38 protein-coding genes are annotated in these 24,850 nt (G+C 43.4%); all 38 read right to left on the minus strand.

What is annotated here, in order from left to right; translation table 11 throughout:
• Nucleotides 1-482 (minus strand): hypothetical protein (locus BLR88_RS16360; RefSeq protein ID WP_139185009.1); only part of this gene is annotated, 482 nt, incomplete at its 3' end.
• Nucleotides 483-563: 81 nt separating this feature from the next.
• Entirely contained in the window at nucleotides 564-1,097 is a 534-nt protein-coding gene (locus BLR88_RS16365) for a copper amine oxidase N-terminal domain-containing protein (protein WP_175493660.1), read from the minus strand.
• Between the two features lie 183 nt (nucleotides 1,098-1,280).
• Entirely contained in the window at nucleotides 1,281-1,676 is a 396-nt protein-coding gene (locus BLR88_RS16370; protein WP_091261238.1) for a hypothetical protein, read from the minus strand.
• A 42-nt stretch (nucleotides 1,677-1,718) separates the two neighbouring features.
• The gene (locus BLR88_RS16375; protein WP_091261239.1) at nucleotides 1,719-2,183 is read right to left on the minus strand and encodes a hypothetical protein; all 465 of its coding nucleotides are present in this window, start codon (nucleotides 2,181-2,183) and stop codon (nucleotides 1,719-1,721) included.
• Between the two features lie 18 nt (nucleotides 2,184-2,201).
• Nucleotides 2,202-3,668 carry a hypothetical protein gene (locus BLR88_RS16380; RefSeq protein ID WP_091261241.1) on the minus strand — a complete coding sequence of 489 codons (1,467 nt, stop codon included), beginning with the start codon at nucleotides 3,666-3,668 and terminating at the stop codon, nucleotides 2,202-2,204.
• 62 nt (nucleotides 3,669-3,730) lie between these two features.
• Complete coding sequence (locus BLR88_RS16385) at nucleotides 3,731-4,327, minus strand: hypothetical protein (RefSeq protein ID WP_091261243.1); 597 nt, start codon at nucleotides 4,325-4,327, stop codon at nucleotides 3,731-3,733.
• Nucleotides 4,324-4,779, minus strand: a complete 456-nt coding sequence (locus tag BLR88_RS16390) for a phage virion morphogenesis protein (protein WP_091261245.1) — start codon at nucleotides 4,777-4,779, stop codon at nucleotides 4,324-4,326. Before BLR88_RS16390 ends, BLR88_RS16385 begins: the two co-directional genes overlap by 4 nt.
• Nucleotides 4,763-5,173, minus strand: a complete 411-nt coding sequence (locus BLR88_RS16395; protein WP_217639399.1) for a hypothetical protein — start codon at nucleotides 5,171-5,173, stop codon at nucleotides 4,763-4,765. Before BLR88_RS16395 ends, BLR88_RS16390 begins: the two co-directional genes overlap by 17 nt.
• 5 nt (nucleotides 5,174-5,178) lie before the next feature.
• Entirely contained in the window at nucleotides 5,179-5,796 is a 618-nt protein-coding gene (locus BLR88_RS16400; RefSeq protein ID WP_091261249.1) for a hypothetical protein, read from the minus strand.
• On the minus strand, nucleotides 5,783-6,064 hold the full coding sequence (locus BLR88_RS16405) for a hypothetical protein (RefSeq protein WP_091261250.1): 282 nt from the start codon (nucleotides 6,062-6,064) through the stop codon (nucleotides 5,783-5,785). Before BLR88_RS16405 ends, BLR88_RS16400 begins: the two co-directional genes overlap by 14 nt.
• Before the next feature lie 14 nt (nucleotides 6,065-6,078).
• Complete coding sequence (locus tag BLR88_RS16410; protein WP_091261251.1) at nucleotides 6,079-9,006, minus strand: hypothetical protein; 2,928 nt, start codon at nucleotides 9,004-9,006, stop codon at nucleotides 6,079-6,081.
• A 64-nt stretch (nucleotides 9,007-9,070) separates the two neighbouring features.
• On the minus strand, nucleotides 9,071-11,323 hold the full coding sequence (locus tag BLR88_RS16415; protein WP_091261252.1) for a minor capsid protein: 2,253 nt from the start codon (nucleotides 11,321-11,323) through the stop codon (nucleotides 9,071-9,073).
• Between the two features lie 17 nt (nucleotides 11,324-11,340).
• A complete protein-coding gene (terL, locus tag BLR88_RS16420; protein WP_091261253.1) occupies nucleotides 11,341-12,783 on the minus strand; it encodes a phage terminase large subunit in 1,443 nt (480 codons plus the stop codon).
• Entirely contained in the window at nucleotides 12,755-13,690 is a 936-nt protein-coding gene (gene terS, locus BLR88_RS16425; protein WP_091261255.1) for a phage terminase small subunit, read from the minus strand. The genes terL and terS overlap by 29 nt, the downstream gene beginning before the upstream one ends.
• Nucleotides 13,691-13,754: 64 nt before the next feature.
• Complete coding sequence (locus BLR88_RS16430) at nucleotides 13,755-14,333, minus strand: recombinase family protein (RefSeq protein ID WP_091261256.1); 579 nt, start codon at nucleotides 14,331-14,333, stop codon at nucleotides 13,755-13,757.
• A gap of 425 nt (nucleotides 14,334-14,758) precedes the next feature.
• Nucleotides 14,759-14,926 (minus strand): hypothetical protein, encoded by a 168-nt coding sequence (locus BLR88_RS19705; protein ID WP_175493661.1) that lies wholly within the window; start codon nucleotides 14,924-14,926, stop codon nucleotides 14,759-14,761.
• Nucleotides 14,927-15,027: 101 nt separating this feature from the next.
• Nucleotides 15,028-15,219, minus strand: coding sequence for a hypothetical protein (locus BLR88_RS16435; RefSeq protein ID WP_091261258.1), 192 nt, complete (start codon nucleotides 15,217-15,219; stop codon nucleotides 15,028-15,030).
• A gap of 93 nt (nucleotides 15,220-15,312) precedes the next feature.
• Nucleotides 15,313-15,549 carry a hypothetical protein gene (locus tag BLR88_RS16440; protein WP_091261260.1) on the minus strand — a complete coding sequence of 79 codons (237 nt, stop codon included), beginning with the start codon at nucleotides 15,547-15,549 and terminating at the stop codon, nucleotides 15,313-15,315.
• Nucleotides 15,546-16,337 (minus strand): phage antirepressor, encoded by a 792-nt coding sequence (locus tag BLR88_RS16445; protein WP_091261290.1) that lies wholly within the window; start codon nucleotides 16,335-16,337, stop codon nucleotides 15,546-15,548. Before BLR88_RS16445 ends, BLR88_RS16440 begins: the two co-directional genes overlap by 4 nt.
• 399 nt (nucleotides 16,338-16,736) lie before the next feature.
• A complete protein-coding gene (locus tag BLR88_RS16450) occupies nucleotides 16,737-16,946 on the minus strand; it encodes an Acb2/Tad1 domain-containing protein (RefSeq protein WP_254778351.1) in 210 nt (69 codons plus the stop codon).
• 17 nt (nucleotides 16,947-16,963) lie between these two features.
• On the minus strand, nucleotides 16,964-17,125 hold the full coding sequence (locus BLR88_RS19710; protein WP_175493662.1) for a hypothetical protein: 162 nt from the start codon (nucleotides 17,123-17,125) through the stop codon (nucleotides 16,964-16,966).
• Nucleotides 17,126-17,796: 671 nt separating this feature from the next.
• Nucleotides 17,797-17,967: a hypothetical protein gene (locus tag BLR88_RS19715; RefSeq protein WP_175493663.1), complete on the minus strand. Its 171-nt coding sequence runs from the start codon at nucleotides 17,965-17,967 to the stop codon at nucleotides 17,797-17,799.
• An 83-nt stretch (nucleotides 17,968-18,050) separates the two neighbouring features.
• Nucleotides 18,051-18,305 (minus strand): hypothetical protein, encoded by a 255-nt coding sequence (locus tag BLR88_RS16455; protein ID WP_091261263.1) that lies wholly within the window; start codon nucleotides 18,303-18,305, stop codon nucleotides 18,051-18,053.
• A gap of 207 nt (nucleotides 18,306-18,512) precedes the next feature.
• Nucleotides 18,513-19,028: a sigma-70 family RNA polymerase sigma factor gene (locus BLR88_RS16460; protein WP_091261265.1), complete on the minus strand. Its 516-nt coding sequence runs from the start codon at nucleotides 19,026-19,028 to the stop codon at nucleotides 18,513-18,515.
• Between the two features lie 19 nt (nucleotides 19,029-19,047).
• Nucleotides 19,048-19,275 carry a hypothetical protein gene (locus BLR88_RS16465; protein ID WP_091261267.1) on the minus strand — a complete coding sequence of 76 codons (228 nt, stop codon included), beginning with the start codon at nucleotides 19,273-19,275 and terminating at the stop codon, nucleotides 19,048-19,050.
• 1 nt (nucleotide 19,276) lies between these two features.
• A complete protein-coding gene (locus BLR88_RS16470; protein WP_091261269.1) occupies nucleotides 19,277-19,507 on the minus strand; it encodes a S4 domain-containing protein in 231 nt (76 codons plus the stop codon).
• 128 nt (nucleotides 19,508-19,635) lie between these two features.
• Nucleotides 19,636-19,863 (minus strand): hypothetical protein, encoded by a 228-nt coding sequence (locus BLR88_RS16475; RefSeq protein WP_091261271.1) that lies wholly within the window; start codon nucleotides 19,861-19,863, stop codon nucleotides 19,636-19,638.
• A 212-nt stretch (nucleotides 19,864-20,075) separates the two neighbouring features.
• The gene (locus BLR88_RS16480; protein WP_091261273.1) at nucleotides 20,076-20,303 is read right to left on the minus strand and encodes a hypothetical protein; all 228 of its coding nucleotides are present in this window, start codon (nucleotides 20,301-20,303) and stop codon (nucleotides 20,076-20,078) included.
• Complete coding sequence (locus tag BLR88_RS16485; protein ID WP_254778353.1) at nucleotides 20,300-20,725, minus strand: phage N-6-adenine-methyltransferase; 426 nt, start codon at nucleotides 20,723-20,725, stop codon at nucleotides 20,300-20,302. The genes BLR88_RS16480 and BLR88_RS16485 overlap by 4 nt, the downstream gene beginning before the upstream one ends.
• An 8-nt stretch (nucleotides 20,726-20,733) precedes the next feature.
• Complete coding sequence (locus BLR88_RS16490) at nucleotides 20,734-20,964, minus strand: hypothetical protein (protein WP_091261277.1); 231 nt, start codon at nucleotides 20,962-20,964, stop codon at nucleotides 20,734-20,736.
• A gap of 9 nt (nucleotides 20,965-20,973) precedes the next feature.
• Nucleotides 20,974-21,363, minus strand: a complete 390-nt coding sequence (locus tag BLR88_RS16495) for a hypothetical protein (RefSeq protein WP_091261278.1) — start codon at nucleotides 21,361-21,363, stop codon at nucleotides 20,974-20,976.
• Nucleotides 21,360-21,509, minus strand: a complete 150-nt coding sequence (locus BLR88_RS19720) for a hypothetical protein (protein WP_175493664.1) — start codon at nucleotides 21,507-21,509, stop codon at nucleotides 21,360-21,362. Before BLR88_RS19720 ends, BLR88_RS16495 begins: the two co-directional genes overlap by 4 nt.
• A gap of 147 nt (nucleotides 21,510-21,656) precedes the next feature.
• A complete protein-coding gene (locus BLR88_RS16500) occupies nucleotides 21,657-22,433 on the minus strand; it encodes a phage regulatory protein/antirepressor Ant (protein ID WP_091261280.1) in 777 nt (258 codons plus the stop codon).
• Nucleotides 22,411-22,722, minus strand: coding sequence for a RusA family crossover junction endodeoxyribonuclease (locus BLR88_RS16505; RefSeq protein ID WP_091261282.1), 312 nt, complete (start codon nucleotides 22,720-22,722; stop codon nucleotides 22,411-22,413). The genes BLR88_RS16500 and BLR88_RS16505 overlap by 23 nt, the downstream gene beginning before the upstream one ends.
• On the minus strand, nucleotides 22,715-23,164 hold the full coding sequence (locus tag BLR88_RS16510) for a YopX family protein (protein ID WP_091261283.1): 450 nt from the start codon (nucleotides 23,162-23,164) through the stop codon (nucleotides 22,715-22,717). The genes BLR88_RS16505 and BLR88_RS16510 overlap by 8 nt, the downstream gene beginning before the upstream one ends.
• A 42-nt stretch (nucleotides 23,165-23,206) precedes the next feature.
• On the minus strand, nucleotides 23,207-23,518 hold the full coding sequence (locus BLR88_RS16515) for a hypothetical protein (RefSeq protein WP_091261285.1): 312 nt from the start codon (nucleotides 23,516-23,518) through the stop codon (nucleotides 23,207-23,209).
• Between the two features lie 242 nt (nucleotides 23,519-23,760).
• Entirely contained in the window at nucleotides 23,761-23,937 is a 177-nt protein-coding gene (locus BLR88_RS19725) for a hypothetical protein (RefSeq protein ID WP_175493665.1), read from the minus strand.
• A partial coding sequence (gene dnaI / locus BLR88_RS16525; protein ID WP_091261288.1) for a primosomal protein DnaI occupies nucleotides 23,938-24,850 on the minus strand: 913 nt, incomplete at its 5' end.

The following is a 24,850-nucleotide window of genomic DNA, read 5'->3' on the forward strand; positions in this document are numbered from 1 at the left end:
CTTGCTAGTGCCGCCTCTGCCTTTTTGATTTCCTCTGCATACTTGGAGGCATCTGCGCTTTTCTTCATCTGCTCTAATGCCCGTTCGGTGAGCTTGATTTGGTCGCGTAGATTGTCCATTCGTACATTCGCTAAATTGTACAATTGGCCTTCTAACGCTTGAATTTCCGCCTTTGTTTTCCCAAATCCAAGCAAAGACAATTCTCTTCGAGTGCGAGCGATAGATTTTTCGATCTTTGTAAATGTATGGTGCGCTTGAATAGCGTTAGTCGCTGCATTAAATTCTCGAAAGCTGGCGGTTGTTGCATTTAAGCGTTGCTGCATGTTGCGAAGAACTACAATAGGGGCACTGCTAATGTTCATTCTATTTAAATTTTGTACTTGTCTATACGTATGCTCTGCTGTTCTCCCTATCCTACGAAGAACATGAGAAGTACGGTCAACCGCATTAATCAAAACACTAGCGTTAAACACCATACTCATTTTTTCGCTCACCTCATCCCAATAAAAAAACACCCTCTATATTTAAGAGAGTGTTGAGTGTTTTCATAATAATATATTTTATTAATTATAATTAACCTCTGTATCAAACGGATCGGCAGTTATATATTCGGTGTTCTGACTTTCATTTTCAGATTCTACATAGTTTCTAATATCTAATATATTAGGGCCGATCCAATCAGCAATACAATAAATAGACACAATTAGAGCTGCAGCTTCTACGTAAAGCGTGCCGTTAATGATAACAGGTGGCTCATCCATTTCGATTTTTTCTCCGCCAATATAGGCTATTTTATTACCGACTTGAAATGTAGAAATGACTTCTCCATCAATGACAGTGAATGTCTTTGTCTTTGCATTCCACGTGCTTTTTACATCGAACATATCCAGAAACGATTTTGCCGGAAACATTAGCTCGTCACGGGCATAGATTAGCTTTTTAGGTAAATCAAATTCCTCACCTTCAAATGATAGTTGCACATGTGCAGTTTGGTAGATAGAAGATGTTTGTAATGGTTTGAGTTGAGCGGCTGCAGTCGGAAGCGCTACAACGAAAGACGAACAAATGATGCCAAGCGCTAAAAATATTTTTTTCATTTTCATTCACCCCTTTCCAAGATTTTAGAATAAATTTCCGTTTATTTCTATGATTTTAACTAAAATATTGGAAAGAAGAAGAGAACAACCTCTATAGGTCGTTCTCTTTCTCCCACGCTTCCCGCAGCAGTTCATACGCTATTTCTCGCATGCTGTGCGGCATATTAAGCGCATCTTGCCACGTTATTGCTCCTTTGCTCCATCTTCCGATTTCGAGGCATTCAATGAACCATTGCTGTTCTCGCCAGTATTGGCGTTTTCTTTCTTTTTTTCTTCGCTTTCCACCTCACTTAATTTTCGTTGAAATTCATCAAATTCTTTCCCAGTGAAGTTAGCAAAGGCTTGAAGAAGCGTTTTTTGATTCGTTGGTTTTTTTATTTCTTTGCCGTTAACTTGTTCTACGGAAAAAATAGCGTTAAGTTGTCCCATTTGAAAAGCAACAGAAGCTGGAATAGACTTGCTTTCCGCTGCTTCTTCACTCATAGATCCGGTTAGAAATGAGCTTATTAGGAAACTGTCAAATGCGGTTAATTCGCGTGTTTTGATAATTTTACCAGTAGAGAGTGTGATTTCTGCCATGTAATTCACAATCCTTTCTTTTACTTAATTCTTATATCCAAATTAAATACGGTCACGTCTCATCGCTTTTAGTTTCATTTTGAATTTCCGAGCATTATCCCCGCCATCACCGGACTTTTCAAACTCTACAATACGCACACCACCATCTGCTGTGTATTTGTATTTACGAACGGTTCCATCCAAGTATGTTTCCGTTGTAATGACCTCTAATTCAGGGATAAGAGTGTTATGACGGTGGGCCAGCTCCAATTCTTCGATTAGATCATCTGGCGTCGTATCTACAATTTCACCTTCAAGATCGATTTCCCACCCTTTCCAGATGGTGCGTGTGTGTTCATAAGGCTCACCAATGGGATGTTTGGTCTTTCTTTCGGTGATAGGTTTTTCGTCAAATTTTTCTGTCTCGATTGAAAAAGGTATAGTGGTACGAGCCCCAGATGGGCTGACTATTGTTTTTGTATACGAAATCTTTAAATCTTTACCTAGCAAGCCATCTTTTGCTGCCATGTTTTATTCCTCCTTCGCTTACATCGCGTCAGCCGCACTTAGCAAGCGAACGCGGATTTTATCGGCAATGTTATATAAATCAACCGTTAGATCTTCGATGAATTCATCTACGTTGCCGATTTTTTCAGGTGGTGTAAAAAATACTTGATAGTCTTGGATAATTTCTACCGTTTTTGCATCGTCAAAATACTTTCGTGTCACTGCTTCTACATCTTCCAGCACGTTTGGAGAGATATGTTTACTTCTGTATGGCGCTAGTATGATGTAGTAGTCTTTCTCGATTAGCGATGTCACACGACGGCGATATGTTTGTCGCAATCGCTTGTCTTTTGACAACGTATAATCACTACGTAAACCATATCTTAACTGGCCATCGGCATCGACGATTTGGCTCATGCATACGACATTAGATTTGGTCAAAAGCTCAACATCCTCGTCACTGATAGGAACATCTAGGGACTCGATATCAGCAAATGTAAAGCCGGCAGTTCCATCCTGAACAGGCGTAAGGATGTGTGCAATGCAGTCACACACTGCTACTGGTACATACCATCCTTTTGATTTGCTCTTGGCGTGACCAATTGATAAATGAGCGAATTCCGTATCATATGTTTCGCGCTTGACAGCAGCTGCAGAAGGACTTGTATTTAAGGCGGTTGGTAAATATGCGAAGGCATTTTTCTTCTCCGCTGTCTTAATTAGCTCTTCATTAAAGGCATCAGAAACAAAGATATCAGATGTGATATCTGTTACCTCCATAGAGGTTTTCATAAGCTCCAATCCAGTTTTATTTCCCGTATTTGAATCAAATCCACCTTTATAAAGACTGGTCAAAGCGGACGTCGTTGTTGGGATTGTGCCGTCCGATCCACCTGCTAGTTTGGTAGCTTCGATAACAGCTGGGATGTTGTTGGGCGCTTCTGTTTTACTATTTGCATTTTCTGCTTCAAATTCTGGCGAAAGTTTGTTAATTGCATCAACTGCTTCTTGCACGGAAGATAGATTACTGTAAATTTCCGGCTTCATATTAGGAACCGTTAAAGTAATGGTAAACGTACCAGAAATATCCCCGTCCGTCACTTTCACAGTGCAATCATTACCGATTTCACCCAAGTCTTTTTTACGAATAATTAATGTGTCTTGCGCCTCTGCTGCCCTGTCCTTCAACGTAATACTAGCTTTTGCCGCCCCGTTTCCACGGAGATTTACTAAAATAAGCTTTTGAACTCCGCGCTTAAGTGCGGCATAAGCAGCACGGGACCCAGTGTATTTTTCAATGAAATCCCCCATTTTTTGCTTAAACTCTTTCTCGCCTACAACCGTATGAACCTCATACGGCGAACCTTTCTGGAAGTATCCAATAATTCCCATTACCTTTTGAGAAACACCAAGCGGTTTCTCAGGAACTTCTGGCACCTGTTCTTCAAAATAAATATCTAGTGTTTCAAAATCATCTGCTGTTTGACCGCCTCGTAAAACTGGCATAGTATGCCCCCCTTATTTAGAAAGTTATAAGAAAAAGACACCCCTGATTTTTAGGGTGTCTCTCACTTAAATATGGATGGGTCTTGATGAATAACCCAGCTTCCATTGCCGTTGCTTTCGCTAAGCGGTGGAAGTAGTTCTTCCGCTTCTAGTAATTTTCCGCGGATTTGTACTGTGTTTTTAACCGAATACAGCCGCTTCCCGTGTTGCTCAAAACGTTCACTCATCGTTTTAATATGAACTGCTTCACCTGGAACCGGGTCGTCGACGGTAAGGAAACGGACATGCCTGCTGATTTTTTTCATTACATACAGTTCCCATTCACGCAGGAAGGGAATAGGATTAATGGCCATTCCTTCACCGTTATCCCCGTCGTCCATGAAAAGAGCGACCGTGCATGTTAGCGTGTATCGCCCAGTTTCATACCAAGCGTAATGTTTACCCTCGTGCTCGGTGCGGGTGTATTCTTCATGCTTGTCTATCATTTTTTTAATAGGAGTGGTCACTTTTCGAATGCCCACACAAGGGAACGGACCTGCCCGCACAGCTTCAACATCATATTCAAATACTGTTCGCGGAGGGGCGGAGAGCCGAGGAAAAGAATGAATGATATCTCGCAATGTCGCATACGAGATTTCAATTTCATTACGAACTATCATAAATTTCTCATTCTCCTGGTAATGGCTTCACGTATATCATTTTCAAGGTGGGCTTCGACTTCTTCCACCAGTGCTGGCCGTAAATATGGACGTTCAGGAATGCCCCTGTCCTCGTCCCCATATTCATGCGTAGCAGCATATATCATAGGACTTCCGACTTCTGATTCCAATTGAGCACGACGGGTTTCAAGGGTTATACTTCCCTGTAAAAGACCGTCATCTTTCAACGGTGCATCCGCGTCAGTTCCGGTTGCTTTGGCTTTCGGATTGTTGAATTTACGTTGTACCGTTTCATCTTTCAGAATGGCCCAGCCTTCTTGATAGCTGCCCAATCGCCCTTTCGCATTTGTCATAACGCGTACTGCTGTTTTATGAACCCCGTCCGCCATGCCTTCATGAAGCGGCTCGGACATTGCATAAAACTTTTGTGCAATATCACTCAGATTGAACATTACCATCCGCCCTTTCCGCTTCTGCTAAATAGCAGACGATTTCACCAAATGCCCGCCTTGGATTTATCGTCTCTATGTGATAGCGCCGCCCCTGGTACTCTATCAAGGACGTTTCTTGTATTTGTGTATCTGCAGGAAGAAGGAATTTAATTTCGCCAGTGGAAATATCCCCAGCCATTTCTGCTAATGCCTGATACGTCCACCCGCGAGCAGAGCCTAGTAACTTATGCTCGGCGCGACGCTCAATGATAATTTGTTCTACATTATTGGGAGTGTAGGAAATCACTTCGCCTAATTTGTTATATACAGGATTGGATTCCCTGATCAAAAAAGCAATTGTTCCATGCTCCGTGAATATTTTTTGTAAATCAGATTTGATTTTTTGCAGAAGCACGGGCATCACCCAAATGTCATAAACGCCGAAGGATATGTTTCCTCCTTCGGAGTAGCTATCCTAGCATTGTATTGCTTTTCAAGCTGATCCGCCGCTTTAAGAATTTGTCCTATCGCTTCTGACAGATTTTCTGTGTTCACTCTTACTACATCTTCAAGATCGTATGAGATGTAGTCTTGGAGCATTTTCGGGTCACCTACGATAGCACGTAGTGCCATGGAAGAAGCCAACCATACAATAGCTGGCTCATCAAACACCGGAATAGTTTCTGGCGTATGAAGCGCATCGTAATAGTATGTGATAACCCCAGGCATGGATGGTGCAGATGCTAAATAAAGATTTTTGCCAAAGATTCGGTGCGCTTGCGGGAATGTTTCCATTTGGATAAAATCCGTCGGTAATTCGTAATCCACTTTTTCAGGAATTAGCGTGAGCATACCTGGTTTCCCTTTTAACGGCCGCCAGCGGCTATAATCATGCACCGCCCGCATCACAAACGTTTCTAACTCATCCGGAACGGCGGGAGAGGTTTCCGTTGCCGGTACCTCCCGCGCAAATACATAAGGTTCTTTTGTGTCCCGGATTTGGCTGCGTACCTGCTCAATTAAATTAGCCAGCGACACGTTTCTTTGCCTCCTCTACATAGAAGGCGTACAGTGTTGATTTGTTCTTGTCGTGGCCGGAGAAGTCAACGCCCCATTCGGTTAGTTGCTTTTTCATTTCTTCCACTGTGATATCCTTTTCCCTAGGAATGACGAATTGGTTTTCCGCTTCCGGATTATCAGTTGTCACAAATTCATGTTCTGGAACGTCATAAAACGTACCAGGAGAAATGAGCCGACCATCAACGATGATCGGCCCGTTTTCTACAGGATTAAATCTTTGTGTCATGATTTACGCCTCCCTTAGTTTTGGCTGCGGTAGAAACGGACTGTACGGAATGCTTGCTTTTGTGGAGTTAATGCGGCGTCATTCAGGAAGTAGTAGATTTCATCCCCGCCTGTTAGTTCGCCATTTTCATCGCGAGTAGGATACGGCCCTTTCATTGTCAAGCTTGTTTCAACCCCGTATTTTGTTGCCATGCGGCGGCCCAACAGTAAACGAGTATCTCCGCCAACCCACGGCTCATTATGTTCGTAAGCATCGATATTTTTAATCTTGCCGACATAACCTTGTGGTTGCAGCTCTGTTCCGGCAATGCCCAGCATGTTTTTGAATACTTCCGCTTGTGAGATTTCATTGCTGATCGTTTCGCTCATGGTCATAAAGTTCGGTGTAAAGAAGCGAGGCTCCGCACTCATAAGAGCCTTCTGTGCGCCGATGATATGAACGAGATTTGTAAAGTGTTTCTCTTTTTCAACACCATTAGGCGGCGTAAGATCAAAGAGAACCACATTTGTTACAAAGCTGTAGTCTACTGTAACCGCGCCAGCTGGAAGCGGATTAGCCAGTTCAATCACGCCATTTTCGTAATCAATAAAAGCCCCTGTCAGATCGATAGTGGTGCCGTCTACTTTTACAATGATTTCATTGTATGTTTTTGTAACTTCGCCGCTGTCTGTCAACTCGGTACGAGTACGCGGGCGCACAATTGGAATATATTTGTTCGGGTTGCCAGCAGTACCACCACGCAACAGCGTGATTTTCGTGCGATCACCACTCACATCCGGCGTTTCATTGGTTACGCGTTGGCAATTGTACTCATCAGAAGCTCGTAGCATTTCATCATGCAGATCAAGCGATACCTCACGACGCAGATCCCCGCCCATATAGTATGAAAGGCGGCCAAGTGCATCATAGTTAAGTCCGCCAGAACGCGGGAAGGTTTGTGCTTCCAGTGAAATTTCACCGGCAATCTTACGTGCTGCTGCTACCGCGCGGATATACGCCAAGCCCAGTTTACCTTTTGCCATTGGTTTAAATTCACCTACACGGGTTGGACGTGTATTTGAACGGCTGTAAGATTCAATAGGAATATCAACGTACTTTCCTTCAAAAGGGATCATTTCTACAAACTGCATGGCGCTCATGGTCTGGAACATTTGTTCAATGATTGTACGGTGCAGTGCTACGCTGCTCAGTACAGATTGTGTGGATGTTCCAGTTGCCATATTATCGGCAAAAGCTTGCAACTGTGCGGCATGACGCCTGTCAAATTCTCTTAAAATTGCATCCACATACGGCTTGTTTAATTTGACAAGATTCTCGTCACGGAAGCCCTCAAACGCACGGTAGGCATCCTGAGCCGCTTCATTTACCTTGTCTGTGAATTCTTTCCATCCTTGATTTTCGCCAACTTGAATATTTGTGGTTGCCCGTTTTTGGTCGTTCATAGCCTGATTAATATCAAATCCTAAAATGGCTAACTTTTCCGCTGGCACCAACTGCAACGCGAACTCATATGCATCGTTGAAAGTTTTTTGTGCAGTTTCCAGATTGGTAGTGTCTACCCGCTGGCGGATGCCTTCACGCATATGAGGCGGCAGCTTCTCCAGCTTGTCTTTTACTTCGTCGCTGTCCAGAAATGCAAGCGCTTCTTCTTTTGCTTTACGCTCTTTTTCTGCATCTTCCATAGCTTGAAGTCTTTCCTGCGCTGTTGCAGCCGCACGAGAACCGAGGATTGCATCGCACATAGCTGCATATTCCGGTTTATTCTTTTTGATTTTTTGCAGCTCGCTGTCTGTCATTTGCATTAATTCTTCGAATGTGAACTTCACTTTGTTTTCCCCCTTTGGATTATTTTGGCTATCTGTGAAGCCGATTTTTCCTTGCCCTTTCTTTTGTTCAAGCGCCGCTTCGTCTTCCAGAACTTCTTGCAGTTCTTTGATTTGGTACAAGCGGCTGTAATAGGCAGAATTGAATGCTAAGCGGTCTACTTCATCCAATTCAGCGGCCGCGACTTCATTTTTAATCATGACTAAATCACTGAGCTTCTCCGCTTCCTTAATCTTTTTCAGATAAGGATCAACTGCATCGGAGAAGTTTTGAGCACAGCTCTGACTGTCAACAAAGCAGTTTTTAGCGTTGAATGCGGCTAGTACCGCCGCCCGTTCCACTTCGGTCATAGGAATGGTTGCGGCTTTCTTTCGAATTTCACGCAGTTCCTTCCATGTTTCTGCCGCTTCAATTTCTTCGAGAATAGACTCAATTTCATCTGTAAAAGTCTGTGTCTCGTTCTCTTTTTTCTGCGCCGATTCCGCTAGCATACTTTCAATTTGGCTGTCTGTCAGCGGAATGACACTTCCTAATGTGTTTGGTAACGCGGGGTCAAACAGCATATCAAAACCAAAGAGATCAATGAATGTAGCGACTGTAACTTCTTCACCGTTATAACGGGCAACCTTACCTTTTCCACCGGCACGCATTGAGCAGCCGATCTGGCCTTCGGCATCAAGAATGGCTTGCAAGTCTTTCCCCTTCTGTGTGTCCAACACCTGAAAATCAAAATAGACATTCCCCTCTGCATCAGGAAGGTGAATGTCTACGATTTTAATAACCTGATTTTCAATTGCTGAACGCCATCCTAATGTGCCATCCGCTCTTGTATAAGCTTGCGGATGTCCAGCTTCCCCCATCGCCCCCTTTCGTTTCTGCTTCCAATCGTTAATGGCATCTGTCATGACTTGACGCGGGTAAATCCGCTTGTTGCCATTCACGACATCAACCTTTGTACCAAGCATGCGGTATGTTTTCTTACCAGGGATAAACCCTACACCGCCGCTGTCTACAAGAGCCACATTCGCTACTACGTTATCGATAAACGGGCTGCATGCGTCTGCTGTTTGTTCTTCGCCTTCCTGGTTATCCAGAAAGAGAATCATTTTCTCTTTCATGAATGTTTTACACTCCTTTCTTTTTGACAATAAAAAAGCAACGCTATTTAATGATAGAGCGTCGCTACTTTTGATCTTTAAACTTTGGTACCTTCACACAACGGCAACGCGGATGCGCTGGCAGTTCCGGGGCGGTTTCTTTTGTGTACGTCTGCCCGATAAACTTTTTACATTTCTTACAAGTTCGCTCGTCCTTTGTAACCAGCACTTCGAATTCTTCTAGGTCTTCTACTTCGTCATAAATTCGATCGGCCGCGCGGTTGTAAGCCCACATTGATTCAGTACGAGCAATCATTTCTGCACGGTTATGGTATGCATTAGCATAAACCTCACCCAGTGCTTCATGAATCAGTTTGATAAGCTCTTTTTTGCTTCCAGAAAGGTATCCCTTTCCTAATGCTTCCCTGATGGCTTCCCGGGTAGTTTCATCGATGTTGACAATACGTTTTGAAGAATGAGTGAGCAAATCTTCAAGAATATCCTCTTTAAACAGGCCAAACTTAATGCCGACCGTAGCCGCCGCCAGCTGACCGCCAATCTCACCGGATGCCACATACACATAAGAAAGCTCAGCCGCGTATGTTTCCTGGTCCTGCTGTTGTACTTCAGTTACAGCTTCAAGGAAAGCGGCGATTTCTTCTTCTGTGAGATAAACCTCTTGCTTCTCACCATCTTCCGCATCAAGCATGACCGAACTCAGCGAGATTTCAATCTGCATGACCGCTTCTTCTTCGCGGGCGAAACGCTGCTGCCAGATTTTCAGCGTCTTTTTTTCGATTTTATCCATGCCTTTTAGGTGCGGCGGATCTTCTTCTCCTTCCTCGTCTGCATCCACAAACGCTCTATAACCTCCGCTTTTCCCGTTAAAAAGAGAATCAGCTATTTCATTACCCTTGCTTTTTGACGCGCCAGAAGCCTGCTTTTCGTCCTCTAACGCTTGCAGGATAAGCTCAGGGTCTTCTACATTAAAGATGTGAGCAATGTTAATAACAGAAGTTCTGTGGTCGAGCACACCAGCTTCCCGGGCTTTTATTGTCCGGTCAATTACATCGCTTGGTGATTCAGTACGTAGCGGCTGGAACGTAATGTCATAAGTCAACCCTGTCGCTTCCACATCGATGCCATGAAGCAGCAGTTCAAAATCAATAATGGCTCGCAGTCCGCTAAATGGACCACCATCGCCGTATTCCAGCAAGTGGCGAATGTCCTCGATGGTGTCGTAATACTCTTCTTTCTGATCATCTAGAACGTCTCGATTGATATCCTCCGCATGCCCGACAAGACCTTTCGGAATGATAGTGCCGGTGTTTTGCTTATCATAGAGGTATTTCACATCGGCGATTTTGTCCAGATTCCCATCGCCTTCAAGGTTTTTAACATCACCCATACCGTTGTGATAATAGTCGGTGGTCGGTACGTATTTTCCGTTAATGATAAGGTCTTTGTGCTCCTGTTTATATTTCTCAACCACTTTCGGATCACCTGGATTATCCTTGCTGCCGATGCTGTGGACCCGGCGAAGCGGCGCCCGCGTTTTCCGGCGTACTACCATATCATCATCAGCAGTTCCATTTTGCCGTGACAGCTTGCGAATGGCTTTATACTGACTATTTCCATACAGGCCGCCACGATACTTCCAGCGAATATGATTGATAGCCCAAAGCGGAAAGTGCCGGACCGCATTATCAGGAATCACCGTGGCATAATACATGCCCTTTTGCGGGTCAATCTCTGAAAAGGCGCGGTTGATATCGATGAACTGCCCGAACTGGTCTTCATTCCGCTTCATAATCATAGCCGGAACCCAACGGATAGAACCGATACGCACCTCATCCGCTACCCTTTCAACCATGATATTTAAGAATAAATCTCCGTCACTTATCATGCGTGATATCCATAAAACCGCATTTGCGTCGATTTTACAGCGTGTGGAGAATCGATCGATAATCCCTTGTGCGCGGTTAGCAAGATCACTTCCGCGTCCCGGCTTTTTCCCTGTTTTAGTCGCTATACGCTTTTGGTGCTTACCGCTACCAGTGACGGTAATAAAAATACCCCCGCGCACGGCTTTCCGAGCAATCCGGGAGTTTGTTTCGTCGATGAGTGGGTCGCTTTCCAGCATATTTTCTACATCACGCAATACAGCCCGACGGTCGTTTTCTACCTGCATCATTTTGTACAAGTAGTATGTTTCATCGACCATTTCGCTACTGTGCGTGATGGGCGTTTGGTTTTCCGGCACCTGTGTTTCTGTTTGGATCGCTTCATTTGGCGAACCTCTCCGCCAGAAAGATGAAATTCGTTCTAATAATCCCACGTTCTCACCCCCTTCTTTTAGTAACTTCCAGCGATATCCGCCATGCTCATGCGTGAGGATTCAACTACAATTTCTACGGAGTAATTCTCAAGCTTATTCAGAGCTTGTGTACCAGCATCCACCTGGTCATCATTAGCTCCATTAGGGAATGCTGCATACTCTTCAACAAAATCATGTATCCAGGGTGCAATGCTAGAATCAGGAAGGAACACATTTCCGGATTCGATCGATGGTGAAACCGCTTGTGCTCTTACGATTTTCCCACCATCCGGGTTCACAGGAATCAACCCCGCTATCTCTCTCTTTAAAGTCGCGATAACCGCAGGTCCGTTTGCTTTATCTTCTACATATTTAGCATGAGCTTCTGGCCATTTTGCAGATAAAGATCGGATAGCTTCAATAGTCGCAGGAAAACTCATCTTATCCCGTACCTGATCGAGTAAGTATTTATCAGCCCCGATGCGCCCCCATACTTGCCCGACAACATAATCACTGTCGTTATTATCTTTGAATGTGCAATCCCAAGACTGAATAACCTCGTCGAACCGTGACGGCATGACTTTGTAATATTTCCACCAATCGCGTTTGAAAATTTGCCCCTCATCTGGTGCTGGACGCTGCTGATAAAGCGAAATCCAAAGACGAGTACCAACAGCCTTTTTCATTTCTCCATATTCATGCGGAGGGAAACGTTCTGGCCATAATACTTCTCCAGGTTCCCGCCCTAGTGCGTCATCTTCTTCTGCTACTGCCGGTAAGGAAACAACCTCCCAATGTTCACCGGTACCCTCCTTCATCTCCTTTAACAATCGACCAGCTAAATCATCCTCATGCCAGCGTGTCATAACGAGGATAATCGCACCACCCGGAGCTAAACGAGTACGCAGCGTAGATCGATACCAATCCCATACCGTTTCCCGTATGGTTTTACTCGCAGCATCCTGCCAGTTTTTAAACGGGTCATCTATAATCGCTACATGTGCACCACGACCGGTAATAGGGCCGCCTACACCAGCTGCTGTAAATCCGCCGCGCGTCCCTTCGATTCCCCATCGACCAACTGCTCCGCTATCTTTAGCTACCTGGACGCCCCATAATCGCATACCCCACTCTTTCAACGTGTTTCGGGCAATACGAGAGAAGTCGTATGCCAGATCTGCTGAATAAGAGGAGATAATAACTTCCTTATCCGGATTTCGACCAAGAAAATAGGAAGGGAATTTCTTGGAAACTACCTCCGACTTCCCGTGCCGTGGTGGCATAAATACCATTAAGCGCCGGATTTCCCCGCGTTCTACCGCTTCAAGCTTTTCACAAAGGTATTCCAGATGCCGGGCTGACTTCCACATACCATCACTTTCATATTCAAGAAAAGAGACTAAACGTTGCCCAGCCATATACTCCGCTTCCTCTTCAAGAAGTCGTAAGTATTCAATTTCTTCGCTTTCGCTCAAGGGCATCGATTCTTGCTCTCCTTTCTTCTGGTGACATGGTAGAAGCTTTATCCTTGTTGTTGCCAACTATTTTCGCTTTCTCAAGCTCAAACTTTTCTTTTGCCAGTTTAAGTTTTTCTTGCTCAACATCTATACTCTGTTGCATCTTAGTCAGCTGCAGACGGCGATGATCATCTTCTCCACTAAGAGTAAGATAATCCTTAATGAGCCCACGCAGTTCAGACATGGCCCGAGCATAAGAATTAAGCGCTTTTGCTTGCTTATCCCAAGCATGCTGGTACTCGTATTCAATTTCCTCGACTAAACCAGCGCCACCACCGGATTCACCATCATCCGAGCTGCCGCCTGATGGAACCATGCCCTTAAGCTTTTTGATAACTCGCGTTTCATCTTCCTTATCCTGTACAAAAAGAATTTGCTGGGATCGGATGATGTTTGTATGCTTAATGACGATTGCATCCCAAAGCATTTCTAACGGTCCGCGTTCATTAATAGCTTCCATTAATTCCTGTGTATCCTCATCATCCGGAAGGAACTTACGGAATAGGCCGTGTGTTACAGCGTGATCATTTCGCAATGGCGCTCCGCCGCTGTTTCCGACTGCGTGTTGGTTTCCTTTTTTAGCTCCACCACGATTATTTAGAGCGTTTTTATTATTTAAGGGAGCCCCACCTTTATTCGGAGTACTCCGTTCTTTTTTTGGAGTACTCCGTTTATCTGATTGGAGTACTCCATTGAACTCTTCTGTTTCACCAGCTAATTTTTGTTTCCATTTGTCTTTTGACTTCCATCCCCCAATAGTCTTTTCTGGGACATTTAATTGTTCCGCAATAGCACGATTTGTAATTTCGCCATTATGCTGCTTATAGATTTCAAACGCTTCATCCCTTCTAGGGTCCCTTTGTTTAGCCACTACTCATACACCTCACCTCCAATGCTATATATAAAGGAAGGAAAAAATAAAAAGCCGCTACATTTTAGCGACTTAATTCACGTTCTTGCAGTTCTCGATATAAAGCACTTCGACTTACACGAGTTATTTCACATATTTGTTTTACGGTATACTTTCCTGTTTGGTAGAGCTCGATAGCATGATTCATACCAGGATGTTTCTCGCCATATTTTCTCGGCCTTCCTTTGTATTTGCCAGCTTCTTTTGCCAATGCAATTCCTTCAGCTTGGCGCTGTTTTATTAGATCGCGTTCCAATTGAGCCACCCCGGCCATCACCGTCAAAAGAAAAGCTGAATACGGATTGTCACTCGTTGTATCAAGCCAGGTGTCTTTTATCGATTTAAGTGAAGCACCTTTTGATTTGATGATGTCAACTAATTCGAATAAATCGCGACTAGAACGACTGATCCGCGTTAAGTCGCTGACAATCACAATATCACCTGGCTTCAAGTCATCGAGCAACTTTTGTAATTGTGGACGATCTACTGTAGCCCCGCTTAATTTTTCCTCTAAGATAATTTCGCATCCCGCTTCTTTCAATTGCTTCACCTGCCTTGCAGCATTTTGTTCAGCAGTTGATACCCGAGCGTACCCATAAATCATTTTTATCCCTCCATACCCCTATTTTTCTCTAATTATACCTTTTGTTTTTGGGATATGTAAATGGGACTGTACAAACCCTTGATTTACCGTCGTCTTGTTTTCGTCCCAATAAAGTAGACTCTAATGGGATAGAAAACTGTAATAAAATGGGTTGAGTTGAGTTGTTTTGTAAAATTTGGTTGTCAGAGCAAAAGAAAAAGCCACTCCAAAGAAGTGACTTACACTTGTGTTTTGTTCAATCTTTTGCATAGATTATGTTCCATACCCCGCTTCACGTCCGGAACATCGTCAGCATCGCCCGCTAGATGCTACCCCAACAAGATATATTATTCCCATTATTAGGAATGATATTCCAATGATGATCGTCTTAATTAATATACTCACTGGCATAAGAAAAAGCCACTCCGGAGAGCAGCTTTTCTAGTTTATTCGTATATAATAACCTGGACCTTATCTTTGCCGTACATCTTCATCACCTTTCGCTTAGTTCCCTTGCTAAGAAGTATTTGAGCCAGTTGTTCTTCACTCATTTTCAACCTTCTAACCAACTCAATACGACCTTGCTTTTCTCTAACAAATTCAACAAGTTTCATAATACATATACCTCCTATTTTGGATTAATACTCAGGATTCCCTGGCAAATCCATTATAAGGAGGCCGATCGGTCATTCTAACAAATCTACGGAAGGTAATTCTACTGATCCAAGTCTACATCTTCAAGACTTGTCCAGTATTCTTCTCCGGTATCTTCCTCTCGTACTCGTACATCAACTGATTTAACTCCGCCCATATGGTATTCTTTAGCATCAATGACTTCTATTTGTCGTGTTATGCTGCCAGTAGCCCCGATTAAATCCTCACGTTTTACCGCTTTGTTTTCAGACATGTTTATTCTCCTTCCTTTTAAAACAAATTTAACGATACATTTACTCGATTTATTTTCTTTAAATGCGTTATACGGGCTTGTACAACCAAAATATTATGCCCTTTTCCGCTTAGCCCACCGCTCTTCAAATTCTTTCATCCGTTCTCTCGTTTCTTGGCGCCGCTTTTGGTTCTGTTCCGCCATTTGCTTAAATTCTCTTTCTCCCTTTCTCCATTCTTTCCAAGCCTTACGGAATATCAGAAAGAAAACAACCGCCCCAATTATAGATAGGACGGTATATACGACGATATATGCTGTTATAGCTGTACCGATAGCATATAGGATACTCATGTGAGTACCTCCTTTTCACGGTCGATAAGTGCCGTAATACCTCGCTTTTCAAGCAACTGATGAATGAACAACCGGCCTTTCTGCGTCCATTTTGTATGTAGCGCCGTTCCCTGGGAGCCATCGGATTTTTGATATGTCTGTGTTGTTGATTTTGTATAGCCTTGTTCAGCATGCTTCTGATACAACAGCCATTGGCCGTTCATTTTAAATTGTACTCCTTCTTCTTTAAGGATACGGTTAAGCTTATTGCCGCTTAATCCGTAGTCTTTGGCGATCTGACTGATATTGAGCAAGTCTTTGGATTGCAGGATTGTATCGTAGTATGTTACTTTCGGTTCGCATTCTGCTAGGCGTTGCTGCAGCATGAGTTTTTCTTGTTGCTCTTCTATCCAGCGTTTGGCGCGTTCGATCGGGTCCTCGATTTCATAGGAAGGACGAACAACGACTTTACCGCGCCGGATATTTTTTAGCAGCTCTGTTACTTGCCGCTGGAACTGTACCGCTTTCGGTAAGTCGCTGGCCATCAGGAACATGTACAGACCGTTTTCATTGATGATAGTAACTTCTTGCATTCCCCCAGGTGTCGTCAATTTGGTGACACCTTGAAAACCTTCGAATTTATCAGGGTTACGATTTAGAATTTTGCTGGCATATTTTCGTGGCTCAGATGCGCCGATGGCCACCGCTACTTCTTTTGGAATGAACCATGCTTCCTGTTGGCTGTCCCAATCCGTTCCATCCTGATTTAATACTCTTACCTCATGTCCTTCAAATTTGATTAAGTCCATATATGTTCCGCTCCTTCCTGTGTGTTTAGACAAAATAAAAAGATGCCGCTTTATAACGACATCTGTTTTCAATTCAATTTTCATGATGTTTTCATGAAATGATAAAAGTTTCATCATAACTTTTGGGTATTATAAAGGCGTTGTAACTCACGACTGCATCCCTTTATCCCACTTTTTAAAAACCTAACCACTGTGTTATCCCCTCTGGCTTCAGAGGGGTTTTTTGTTGATTTGTCCATCGTTCATGTCGTAGCCGCCTGTCAGTTCAGGGGGATGCTGTGATCCAATTCTTACGCTACGACATCAACGATAGGCCGGAGTTGCAAGACGGATCTTTTATTTCCTCTCCGGCTATCTGTTGCACTCTTTTTCCTCAAATACAAGCAAGTAGGATATTTTTTACTGATTGCGCGCAATAGCAGCATTAGCCCACATCATAACTTCTTCGAGTTTTGTCATAGCGACTGAACGTTCACGAGATTGAGGGCAAAGCAGTTCGATTTCGTAAGCTAATTCCTTACATAATGCGCGTACCTTGTCATGGCGCTCGCCTTTATCGCCTGTTGCAGCATGATACTTAAAGTTGTTTTCAATTACCGGATTCATCATTCCACCGCCTTTCTTCTTTATGCGCCCCGCTCCCTCCGCCGGTTCTTTGACGCATTATCCCGCCCAACTAAAAAACCGGTAATCACTGTGTGAAAACCGGATTCCCATTGTACAACCTGGTACATGGACAAAAGAAAAAGCCGCTTATTAGCGACGGTATCTATCACGATAATATTCATCTACAGATTCCGCACCAGTTGTAAATCCGCAACACCAAACAACAAAAATGATCGGGATCAACCACCATGCATTAATCATGTTTTTCACCGCCCAAATAAATAGCTGGTCATCGCATTACGATATCCGGCTTTCTCCTTCTACTACTTGGTAGATGAGCTAACAATTTCACAAAAAATAAATCATTCCATAAGACAAGCTTTACATGCATGAGCTATGATAAATCTTGTGGATGATGTTAAGTCTCTACCTTCTTTAAACCCCTTGCTTCATGTGTCCTTTTGAATTCTATAGCCCTAAGCCTTTATTTGGTGCTATTTATATAGCACCTTTCTTTTTACCCCTTATATTCCGTTTCTTCTGTTCCCACCGTTGCTTTTCTCGTTCACGGTAAGCTATTACGCTGTCTTCCCATTCTGATTGAGGATGAGGCATAGTTATATGTAGATGACGTACAGATAATTGTTTCTCCATGGAATAATCCACCACACTTTCTATGTAACCAAAGGATTGATTTGATTCTTGCAATGAATTCGAGCAATCTATCCTCTCCTTTGTCGTTTGTTGGAGATATGTATCAGAAAGTGACGAACGATTATTACCCTATATTTATATTGAAAATAGTAGAATTATATATGAATTGATAGGCTTGCAAAGTTCTTCTAAAGTTCCCTTATTTGGTGTAGGCATTGTCCTGCACCTCTTTTTTATTCCTCATCTTCATCCCTTTCTGTTTTCCCGCAATCCGGGCAAAACTCTTCATCGCAACATGGACACTTAACAAAGAACTCCATACAATCGGTGCAATCGTACATTTCTTTTCACCCTTTCGTTTTTCTACCAACGAAAAAAGCGCAGCTATATAAGCTACGCTCCTTTGGTTGATACCTCGATATGATTAAGTTTCGAGTTTTTTATTTGAAATGTCTATTTCGGAGAAGTACTACCGCCTCTAAAAAATCTAATGCGGCTATCGGGTGTAAAGGCGCCACAAACCTCATAAGGACTGGTCAGTATATGATACTTAGAACATATTTTTAAATTTACGTGTTTTAAACAATTACCACACCTTTTTCTTTTACTATCAGAAGGCTTAACTCCGTAAATCTTTTTATAAGTTTCTCTTTGAGCATCCCCTATTCTCTTTAATTTACCGTCTGATTTTTTCTTTGATCTTCCCATTACACCCCTCCTTTGCCAAATATAGTTTAACAAAAGGAACGTATTACCTGCAAAGAGGAAGATAATGGTTCAAAACGTCAGTTTTATAGGTTTGTAGAGTTTTTTTTGTTTTCCGTGACTTATATGTAAATTTCTTGTTATGATTAAAGATTGGGGTATTTTTATCTCTCTATATATAGGTGGCATTTGGTTGACAAGAAAAAACCTCTACCCGCATTGGCGGAAGAGGCCTTCTTGTAATTGCTTTGCTATTTTCTTTTCAGCTCGATGAATCGTTGTTTTTACGGTTCCAGGAGATATAAGCAAATATTGAGCAATCTGGTCATGCGTTAACCCACTGCCCCGTGACATCAAATAAATCTCTTTTTCTCTTGCTGTAAGAGTGCTCATTGCATATTCAAGTCTTTGTTTATCATCTAAGGTAATGGTATCTTCCTTTTTATGTCCGATCATTTCATATGGGTCATAGGGGATACTGCGGCAGTAACGTTGAAGCAGAATAGGATCGGTAAGTTTTTCTTTTTGGTAAGCTGCCAGTCGCTCTACGCCACGTCTGTTCCCTGGACGACGACCACTTTTCATCCAGTCAAGAGCAAACTGCAAGTCACTTATCATGCCGCCGATAAGAGAGCCTTCTGCCTTTTTCTGTTCTTCGTCCATGCTTTCGCGCAACTTACGCAATTGATTAATCGCTTTTGAATATTCCTTTTTTAGCTGCTCCACTGTAGAATCCCCCTTTATATTATTCAGAATGCCTTATTTGTCTGATAGCTCCGCGCCGTCGCGTATATGCCGGACCACGCATCATCCGCTCGAATTCTTTCCGCTCCCTTTGCCTATTGGTGATTATCGTTACTGTTGGCAGGTCATCTTTTAATCTTTCTTTCACCGGTTTCCGCCCCGCCTGGCGCATCTTGTTAAGCTGCTTTTGTGTTTCTTTATCCAAGTAGTCACTGAATCGTGGTGACATACTATCTCCCTGCCTTTCTTGGAAAGAATGATGCGAGCTGTCCGCCACAGATTTTGAGAATGCAATTTTTCTTAATACCTACCGACACCTCATAAATTCCATCCTGAAGGCGAAGATCAGGATTATTTGTCAGCTCCTTATCGACCTTTACAGCGCCTTGAAAAACCATCCTCCGTGCTTCCCCATGCGTTGGACACATTCCAGTCTGAGTAAGTACAGCAAGAATGTTCATGATATATTCCCCTCCTCTTGGTAAATAAAAAAGAGGACACCAACCAATAAGCTCTAAACAGCTATATAAAAGCTGTAAAGAAGCTTGAAAAGTTGATGCCCCCAGGTTGTTCCTGCTTTGGGACGTTTCTATTTTGTTCTTTTTCCCGGGATGGTTACCGAAACTTCCACTTTAAACTTGTCCAATCGATTATTATGAATAGCAGCTGTTAACTCCCCGTATTTAGGAAGCTCAGCTTCGTATAGCACGCCGTTTTTAATGAGCAGAAGGCGATCTTTCTGATTTACGTCTGCCAGTTCTACTGTTGCTGTTTCAGCGTCAAGAATGTTTGCAATCTCTTTGAATTCAATGGACATTTCACGTTCCCCCGCTCTATATGGTATAATTTTCTTATCTAGTATGCGCAGGGTTTTCCCTCCCTTTGGCCGGAATCCAGGGGGAGGGAATTTTTTTGCAACCTTTTCCTTATCTATTTCGTAATGAAGAGTGTTAGGTTAATCTCCTCTGATTATTTACCCCTTTCTGTTGCTGTATGGGACATTCATGACCGGATATACGGCCTTTTCCTTCACATATGCTGCATGGTTCTCTCTTTGTTTCCAAGTTGTTTCTCCCTTTCTCTGTTGTCTTTCTTTTCTTGGGCTAATCTTTCAACCGTTTCACGTATAGCTTTTGCTCTCTTAGGTCCAATACCAGGAGTGCGCCGTAGCGCTTCCTCCCAGTAGTCGCATGCTCTGTTCATGCCGAACCGTACACCTTCCAGCTTTGCTTTTTCTAGCTTCTTTTGAAGGCTCAATTTATCTTCACCCCCGACCGATTAAAGATGACAACCATACTCGGAAACGGTGCTGAATTCTTTGAATCCCCGAATTTCAATCTACCTTTTATAAATCGAATTTCAGCACGATGATAGATATAATCATGGAACCAACGTGTATCGACACGCGCCGGAAGCAAGCAAACCACTGTTGCACCCTTTACACTTTCCTCATATGCTTTGCGAACCCATTGACCGATTTCTCTTCCATATGGAGGATTCATAAATACCACATGTCCCGACCAATCCTGTGCAAGCCCATCATTTTCTTTTGTAAAATACTCCGGACACTTCGCATTCTCATGTGTAGCGCACGGGTCAAGCGTGAAGTTAAATTCGCGATTAAGTTCGTCAAAAAAACTCTGGGGAGTGGGCCATTCATCCGACGCGCTCGAAAACATTACCGCATTCATTTTCCGTCACGCTCCGATTTGTAAATATCTATCGCTTTAAACCAGTTAATGAAATTTCTCTTTTTCCATTCCCGATGATAGACTTTCCATACTTCATTTTCCCAACGTCGGGCATCCTCCATTGTCCATTCAATCCCCATAGCACTTAATTCTCCTGGAGAGTAAGTTTTGTTGGGATCCGGAACAAAAGGTTGTTCTTCGATTTCAAATATGGTTATTTGCTGCATGAGTACCTCCTAATATTGAACTGGATACTCATTTAACGTATTATCGATAATCCGCTTGACCTTCTCTAAGTTAGCAAGCAGACAACTTTCCACATCTTTGTTATCAAATTTTGCAGTAACCCATCCCTGTACCTTTTCACCAATCATTACACTAACTCCAGCTTCCCTGTCTTCCGTAGCAGTATTGAAGGAAATTCCGGTAATTTTCACTTCTACTGCATCATAATGGCTTCGGATCTCCTCTACCTTATCCGGGCTGACAGCTTCTAATAATTCCGTCAGGTTGGTAAATTTCTCGTATTCGAGCAATCCACCATCTTCGCACTCACATTCGAAACCGAAGAAGATTTCGTACTCTACATTTCCTCCTAAATTGGATAACGTTTTATTTATAATCATGCTCGCTTCTCCTTATCAGATTGTTTGTTCGCATCCTTCTTTTTAGGTCTACGAGCATTCTTTAATGAAAGAGTGATTATTTTCTCTCGCTCGGACTCGTACATTTCTTCAGCAATTACACTGCGTTGATATGTGATTTGATCCATAACGTTCCCCTTCCTGTTCCCATATGTTTTATATTTCATCAGTACCGTTTACTGTGTTATTATTTAACTTGCCCTAGATCGCAACTAGGGCACTGCATTTCTTAAGGGTGTATTTTATTTGGCCGGGTTTTTCACCCGGCTCTTTTTTTAATTCGCTTCCGCATGTTCCCTGTCTACCAGCGCCGTGATGCCGCGCTTGTCGAGAAGTTGGTGAATGAACAACCTTCCTTTTTGAGTCCATTTCGTATGCAAGCGAGCTTTTCCATTACCGTCCATGTGTGTATGCGACTTGGTATAGCCCTTGTCCTGGTATTTGTGGTACAGCAACCACTGGTCATTCATCTTATACTGCACACCTTCTTCATGAAGAATTTCATTTAGTCGTTTACCAGAAAGACCGTAGTCTTTCGCGATTTGCGTAATATTTACTGTTCCGGTAGAGGAAAGAATCAGATCGTAGTATGTTACTTTCGGTGCGCTTTCCGCCACTTGCTGTTCAAGCATGAGTGTTTTGGCTTCCAACTGCTCGTTTCTTTCAACTTGTTCCACTAGCTGCAGCAGAGCTTCTTTATATGTTGTTGGTAGTCGATGAGTCCGTTTTTCCAACTCTTGCTTCATGCGTTTGAATTCTTCAATGAACCTAACCTTAAACTTCATTGCTTCAACCGTTACATATGACATGGTGACAAGCGCAAATGCTTCTTCTGTCAGCAAGTATTTCTTGTACTGTCGCCCGCGTTCGTTGGTATAAGTTGACTCCGCAAAGTTGTGGAGTGAAAATTCTCCTTCACCAGCTTCAAGCAGCTTTTCGATTTGTTTCTCGATGTCTCGAAGTACGCTATCATGTCGCTTTCCGAAAGTTTCCGCAATCATCAAGCTATCCGTAACAACACGGTCGTTCTCAATAAAAACAATCTCTTTCATTAGCATCCTCCTTTTCGTTTAAAGGCTGTATTACGAAACAACCAATGTGTTTTCCATCTTGCAATATGGACAAATAGATATGTACGACAAGTTGTAACGGTCCTTCCAACGGCTTTTCTGGCGCTTGTTGTGATGCAGCAAGTTTTAGATATGTTTTATAGTCGCGTGACTCTTCCGGATCGTAGAGTATCGTCTTTCCGCGCAATCTACCGCGCTGAATCTTTCCTGCCCTTGGCCTCCCCTGGGCTACTGGTTCTCCGTATATCGTGAAGTGAATAGGTTCAGACATTTTGTTCCTCCAATAGTTCCGGATTCTCAAATCGGTTCCCGATTACTTCAGCTCGTCTGCAAATTCTATTTAGGAGCCAGTTATTTACCGACCATTCAGCATACTCGTTGTACTCAACAAAGCCTCTTTCATGCCCATCATCACGGAAGGATAGTTTTTTATATTCCAGAATATCCCCCTCATAAATCTCCCGGCCGTTCCGATCCTTTATGCCGGTGTATTGCATGAAACATGATTCAACATCTTCCCAATCAGGAACGGAAAATTGATCGCCGTCATGTTCGTATTTGGTTCTAGTATCAAAATGTTGTAATGCTAGTCCGTTAGCGTTTGCGCATATATCGTATAAAACAATCTGATATTGCCCTTTAGGATAAATTTGATCTGGATAGACCATAACTTTGCGTTCTTTATCCCAAGCCCGTACCTTAAATTCCCGCATGTTATCCCTCCCCTACACCACTGTTTTGCTTGAGAATGCATTTTACATTACCTCGATAACTTCTAAGAAAATTTCATTGCGTTCTATGTCGTATTCCGTTCCACAATCAGTCCAGGAGTCTTCCCAATAGTTAAATGAAGCTGCCAAAATGACGTTTCCATTTATCCAATGTTTGTTCGTTATTTTCCAAGGACGCCCACCATCAAAATCATTTTTGCTTGCCAATGGAAGGTGTTTGATGTTGTTCCTTACCCGATCATAAAAATCTCGTTCTGCATCCCTTTGTCTCCGATAATATTTAACCCCGCCGTCATATCCCATTCGATCCATGTCATAAACCTTAAATGCTTTCACCAACCTTTACCTCCTCTACACCACTGTTTTACGACCACATTCCTCGTTCTTACATGTCCTAGTCATTACACCAGACTTTATAGATAAGCTGAATTTTCCACTGCCACATTCGCACACGCCCGGGCGCTCCCCAGCTGGTTTCTGCTTCGATTCCTTTTGTGGTTTCTCTGCTGTAGTAACACCACGTCCACGTTTCTTCTTTCCTTGTTCCTCAATAGGTGGAAGATCAGGAAGTAAGCTGTTCATGCTGATTGCTTCCGTTTCTTATCTCGGATATTCACTAACATCTCCGCCAACTCCGCGTTAACTTTGCGCTGCAGTTCTTCAGCCGCTTCACAATAGCAAGGCTTAAACATTACCCCATAAGCACGCTCGTCCGATACGATTCCTGTGCCACCGCATATGCATGAACTCTTCATTTACTTCCCCTCCCTGCGCCAGTTACGGCCAAGTACTTGTACTACATCAACAAATGGTTCAATCCGTTCCATAATCCGCTCTGCATTGAGAGCGCCGATAGCTTTATCCTTCTCCTTCGCCACGTTAGCCAGGTGCGATTCAAGTTGCTGCAGCGTGAGATTCGATGTGTAGACGGTCGGCCGCGCTTCCATCCGCTCCTGTAAAATCGGGCCTAGTATTTCATCTCGTGTCCAGGTTCCTAATTGTTCTGCCCCGATATCGTCGAGAATCAATACCGTTGCCTCTCGCATCGCCGCAACCTTTTCCTCTACCTCATTTGTCTTAATAGCATCCTTAATCTCCCGGATAAAGTCCGGCACATATACCATCAGGACATCAACACCGCGCTGTGCTAATCGGTTCGCCATCGCTCCGGCAAGGCAGCTTTTTCCGCGCCCCATCGGTCCATATAGATATAACCCTCGGTATGTCTTTCCTGCTTCGAAGTTTTCGCAGAATTTCATGGCTGCCAGCAGTGCTGGTTTCCGTTCTGGATCTCCTTCTTCTATCAGCTGCTTAAACGTGCTATTCAAGATATGAGGCTTGATGTACTGGCTTTTGATTCGGGCTGATAACTCGCTGCGCTTCATTTCTGCTTGCTTTTCGGAGCAAGGAACGTTTGTGAGGGCTGGGAGCTTTTCATCAAGCACCGGGAAGTATCCAGGGATTTGATTCGGGCATCGTTCCAATCCCGGGCAGTTCTGGCAGTTATCACGCTCTCTAGCGTATTGTTCAAGTTTGATTGGACCGAAGTAGTCCGGTCTGCCGATCGGTCGCGGCCACTTCTTCCGAAAGTCCGTTCCCGGTCCGTTCGAGTCGCCGTATAGTTCGCATTTGAAATACGTTCCGCCCCACTTTTTTCGATACAGGTAC

Origin of the sequence: Aneurinibacillus thermoaerophilus (assembly GCF_900099925.1) — a bacterium.
Taxonomy (GTDB): domain Bacteria; phylum Bacillota; class Bacilli; order Aneurinibacillales; family Aneurinibacillaceae; genus Aneurinibacillus; species Aneurinibacillus thermoaerophilus.

What these genes read in the sequence shown, in the direction of transcription:
- BLR88_RS16390 (WP_091261245.1), bottom strand. Translation starts at nt 4,779, where the DNA reads ATGTTCAATCTGAGTGATATTGCACAAAAGTTTTATGCAATGTCCGAG.
- BLR88_RS16365 (WP_175493660.1), bottom strand. Translation starts at nt 1,097, where the DNA reads ATGAAAAAAATATTTTTAGCGCTTGGCATCATTTGTTCGTCTTTCGTT.
- terL (WP_091261253.1), bottom strand. Translation starts at nt 12,783, where the DNA reads ATGCCCTTGAGCGAAAGCGAAGAAATTGAATACTTACGACTTCTTGAA.
- BLR88_RS16445 (WP_091261290.1), bottom strand. Translation starts at nt 16,337, where the DNA reads ATGGACTTAATCAAATTTGAAGGACATGAGGTAAGAGTATTAAATCAG.
- BLR88_RS16385 (WP_091261243.1), bottom strand. Translation starts at nt 4,327, where the DNA reads ATGATAGTTCGTAATGAAATTGAAATCTCGTATGCGACATTGCGAGAT.
- BLR88_RS16435 (WP_091261258.1), bottom strand. Translation starts at nt 15,219, where the DNA reads ATGTCTGAAAACAAAGCGGTAAAACGTGAGGATTTAATCGGGGCTACT.
- BLR88_RS16405 (WP_091261250.1), bottom strand. Translation starts at nt 6,064, where the DNA reads ATGACACAAAGATTTAATCCTGTAGAAAACGGGCCGATCATCGTTGAT.
- BLR88_RS19725 (WP_175493665.1), bottom strand. Translation starts at nt 23,937, where the DNA reads ATGAAGAGTTCATGCATATGCGGTGGCACAGGAATCGTATCGGACGAG.
- BLR88_RS19705 (WP_175493661.1), bottom strand. Translation starts at nt 14,926, where the DNA reads ATGAAACTTGTTGAATTTGTTAGAGAAAAGCAAGGTCGTATTGAGTTG.
- BLR88_RS16455 (WP_091261263.1), bottom strand. Translation starts at nt 18,305, where the DNA reads ATGGGAAGATCAAAGAAAAAATCAGACGGTAAATTAAAGAGAATAGGG.
- BLR88_RS16475 (WP_091261271.1), bottom strand. Translation starts at nt 19,863, where the DNA reads ATGTCCATTGAATTCAAAGAGATTGCAAACATTCTTGACGCTGAAACA.
- BLR88_RS16485 (WP_254778353.1), bottom strand. Translation starts at nt 20,725, where the DNA reads ATGTTTTCGAGCGCGTCGGATGAATGGCCCACTCCCCAGAGTTTTTTT.
- BLR88_RS16380 (WP_091261241.1), bottom strand. Translation starts at nt 3,668, where the DNA reads ATGCCAGTTTTACGAGGCGGTCAAACAGCAGATGATTTTGAAACACTA.
- BLR88_RS16465 (WP_091261267.1), bottom strand. Translation starts at nt 19,275, where the DNA reads ATGTCACCACGATTCAGTGACTACTTGGATAAAGAAACACAAAAGCAG.
- BLR88_RS16490 (WP_091261277.1), bottom strand. Translation starts at nt 20,964, where the DNA reads ATGCAGCAAATAACCATATTTGAAATCGAAGAACAACCTTTTGTTCCG.
- BLR88_RS16510 (WP_091261283.1), bottom strand. Translation starts at nt 23,164, where the DNA reads ATGCGGGAATTTAAGGTACGGGCTTGGGATAAAGAACGCAAAGTTATG.
- BLR88_RS19720 (WP_175493664.1), bottom strand. Translation starts at nt 21,509, where the DNA reads ATGGATCAAATCACATATCAACGCAGTGTAATTGCTGAAGAAATGTAC.
- BLR88_RS16495 (WP_091261278.1), bottom strand. Translation starts at nt 21,363, where the DNA reads ATGATTATAAATAAAACGTTATCCAATTTAGGAGGAAATGTAGAGTAC.
- BLR88_RS16370 (WP_091261238.1), bottom strand. Translation starts at nt 1,676, where the DNA reads ATGGCAGAAATCACACTCTCTACTGGTAAAATTATCAAAACACGCGAA.
- BLR88_RS16440 (WP_091261260.1), bottom strand. Translation starts at nt 15,549, where the DNA reads ATGAGTATCCTATATGCTATCGGTACAGCTATAACAGCATATATCGTC.
- BLR88_RS16430 (WP_091261256.1), bottom strand. Translation starts at nt 14,333, where the DNA reads ATGATTTATGGGTACGCTCGGGTATCAACTGCTGAACAAAATGCTGCA.
- BLR88_RS16410 (WP_091261251.1), bottom strand. Translation starts at nt 9,006, where the DNA reads ATGAAAGAGAAAATGATTCTCTTTCTGGATAACCAGGAAGGCGAAGAA.
- BLR88_RS16375 (WP_091261239.1), bottom strand. Translation starts at nt 2,183, where the DNA reads ATGGCAGCAAAAGATGGCTTGCTAGGTAAAGATTTAAAGATTTCGTAT.
- BLR88_RS16505 (WP_091261282.1), bottom strand. Translation starts at nt 22,722, where the DNA reads ATGTCTGAACCTATTCACTTCACGATATACGGAGAACCAGTAGCCCAG.
- BLR88_RS16450 (WP_254778351.1), bottom strand. Translation starts at nt 16,946, where the DNA reads ATGATGAATCCGGTAATTGAAAACAACTTTAAGTATCATGCTGCAACA.
- BLR88_RS16470 (WP_091261269.1), bottom strand. Translation starts at nt 19,507, where the DNA reads ATGAACATTCTTGCTGTACTTACTCAGACTGGAATGTGTCCAACGCAT.
- BLR88_RS16500 (WP_091261280.1), bottom strand. Translation starts at nt 22,433, where the DNA reads ATGAAAGAGATTGTTTTTATTGAGAACGACCGTGTTGTTACGGATAGC.
- BLR88_RS19710 (WP_175493662.1), bottom strand. Translation starts at nt 17,125, where the DNA reads ATGAATATTATCGTGATAGATACCGTCGCTAATAAGCGGCTTTTTCTT.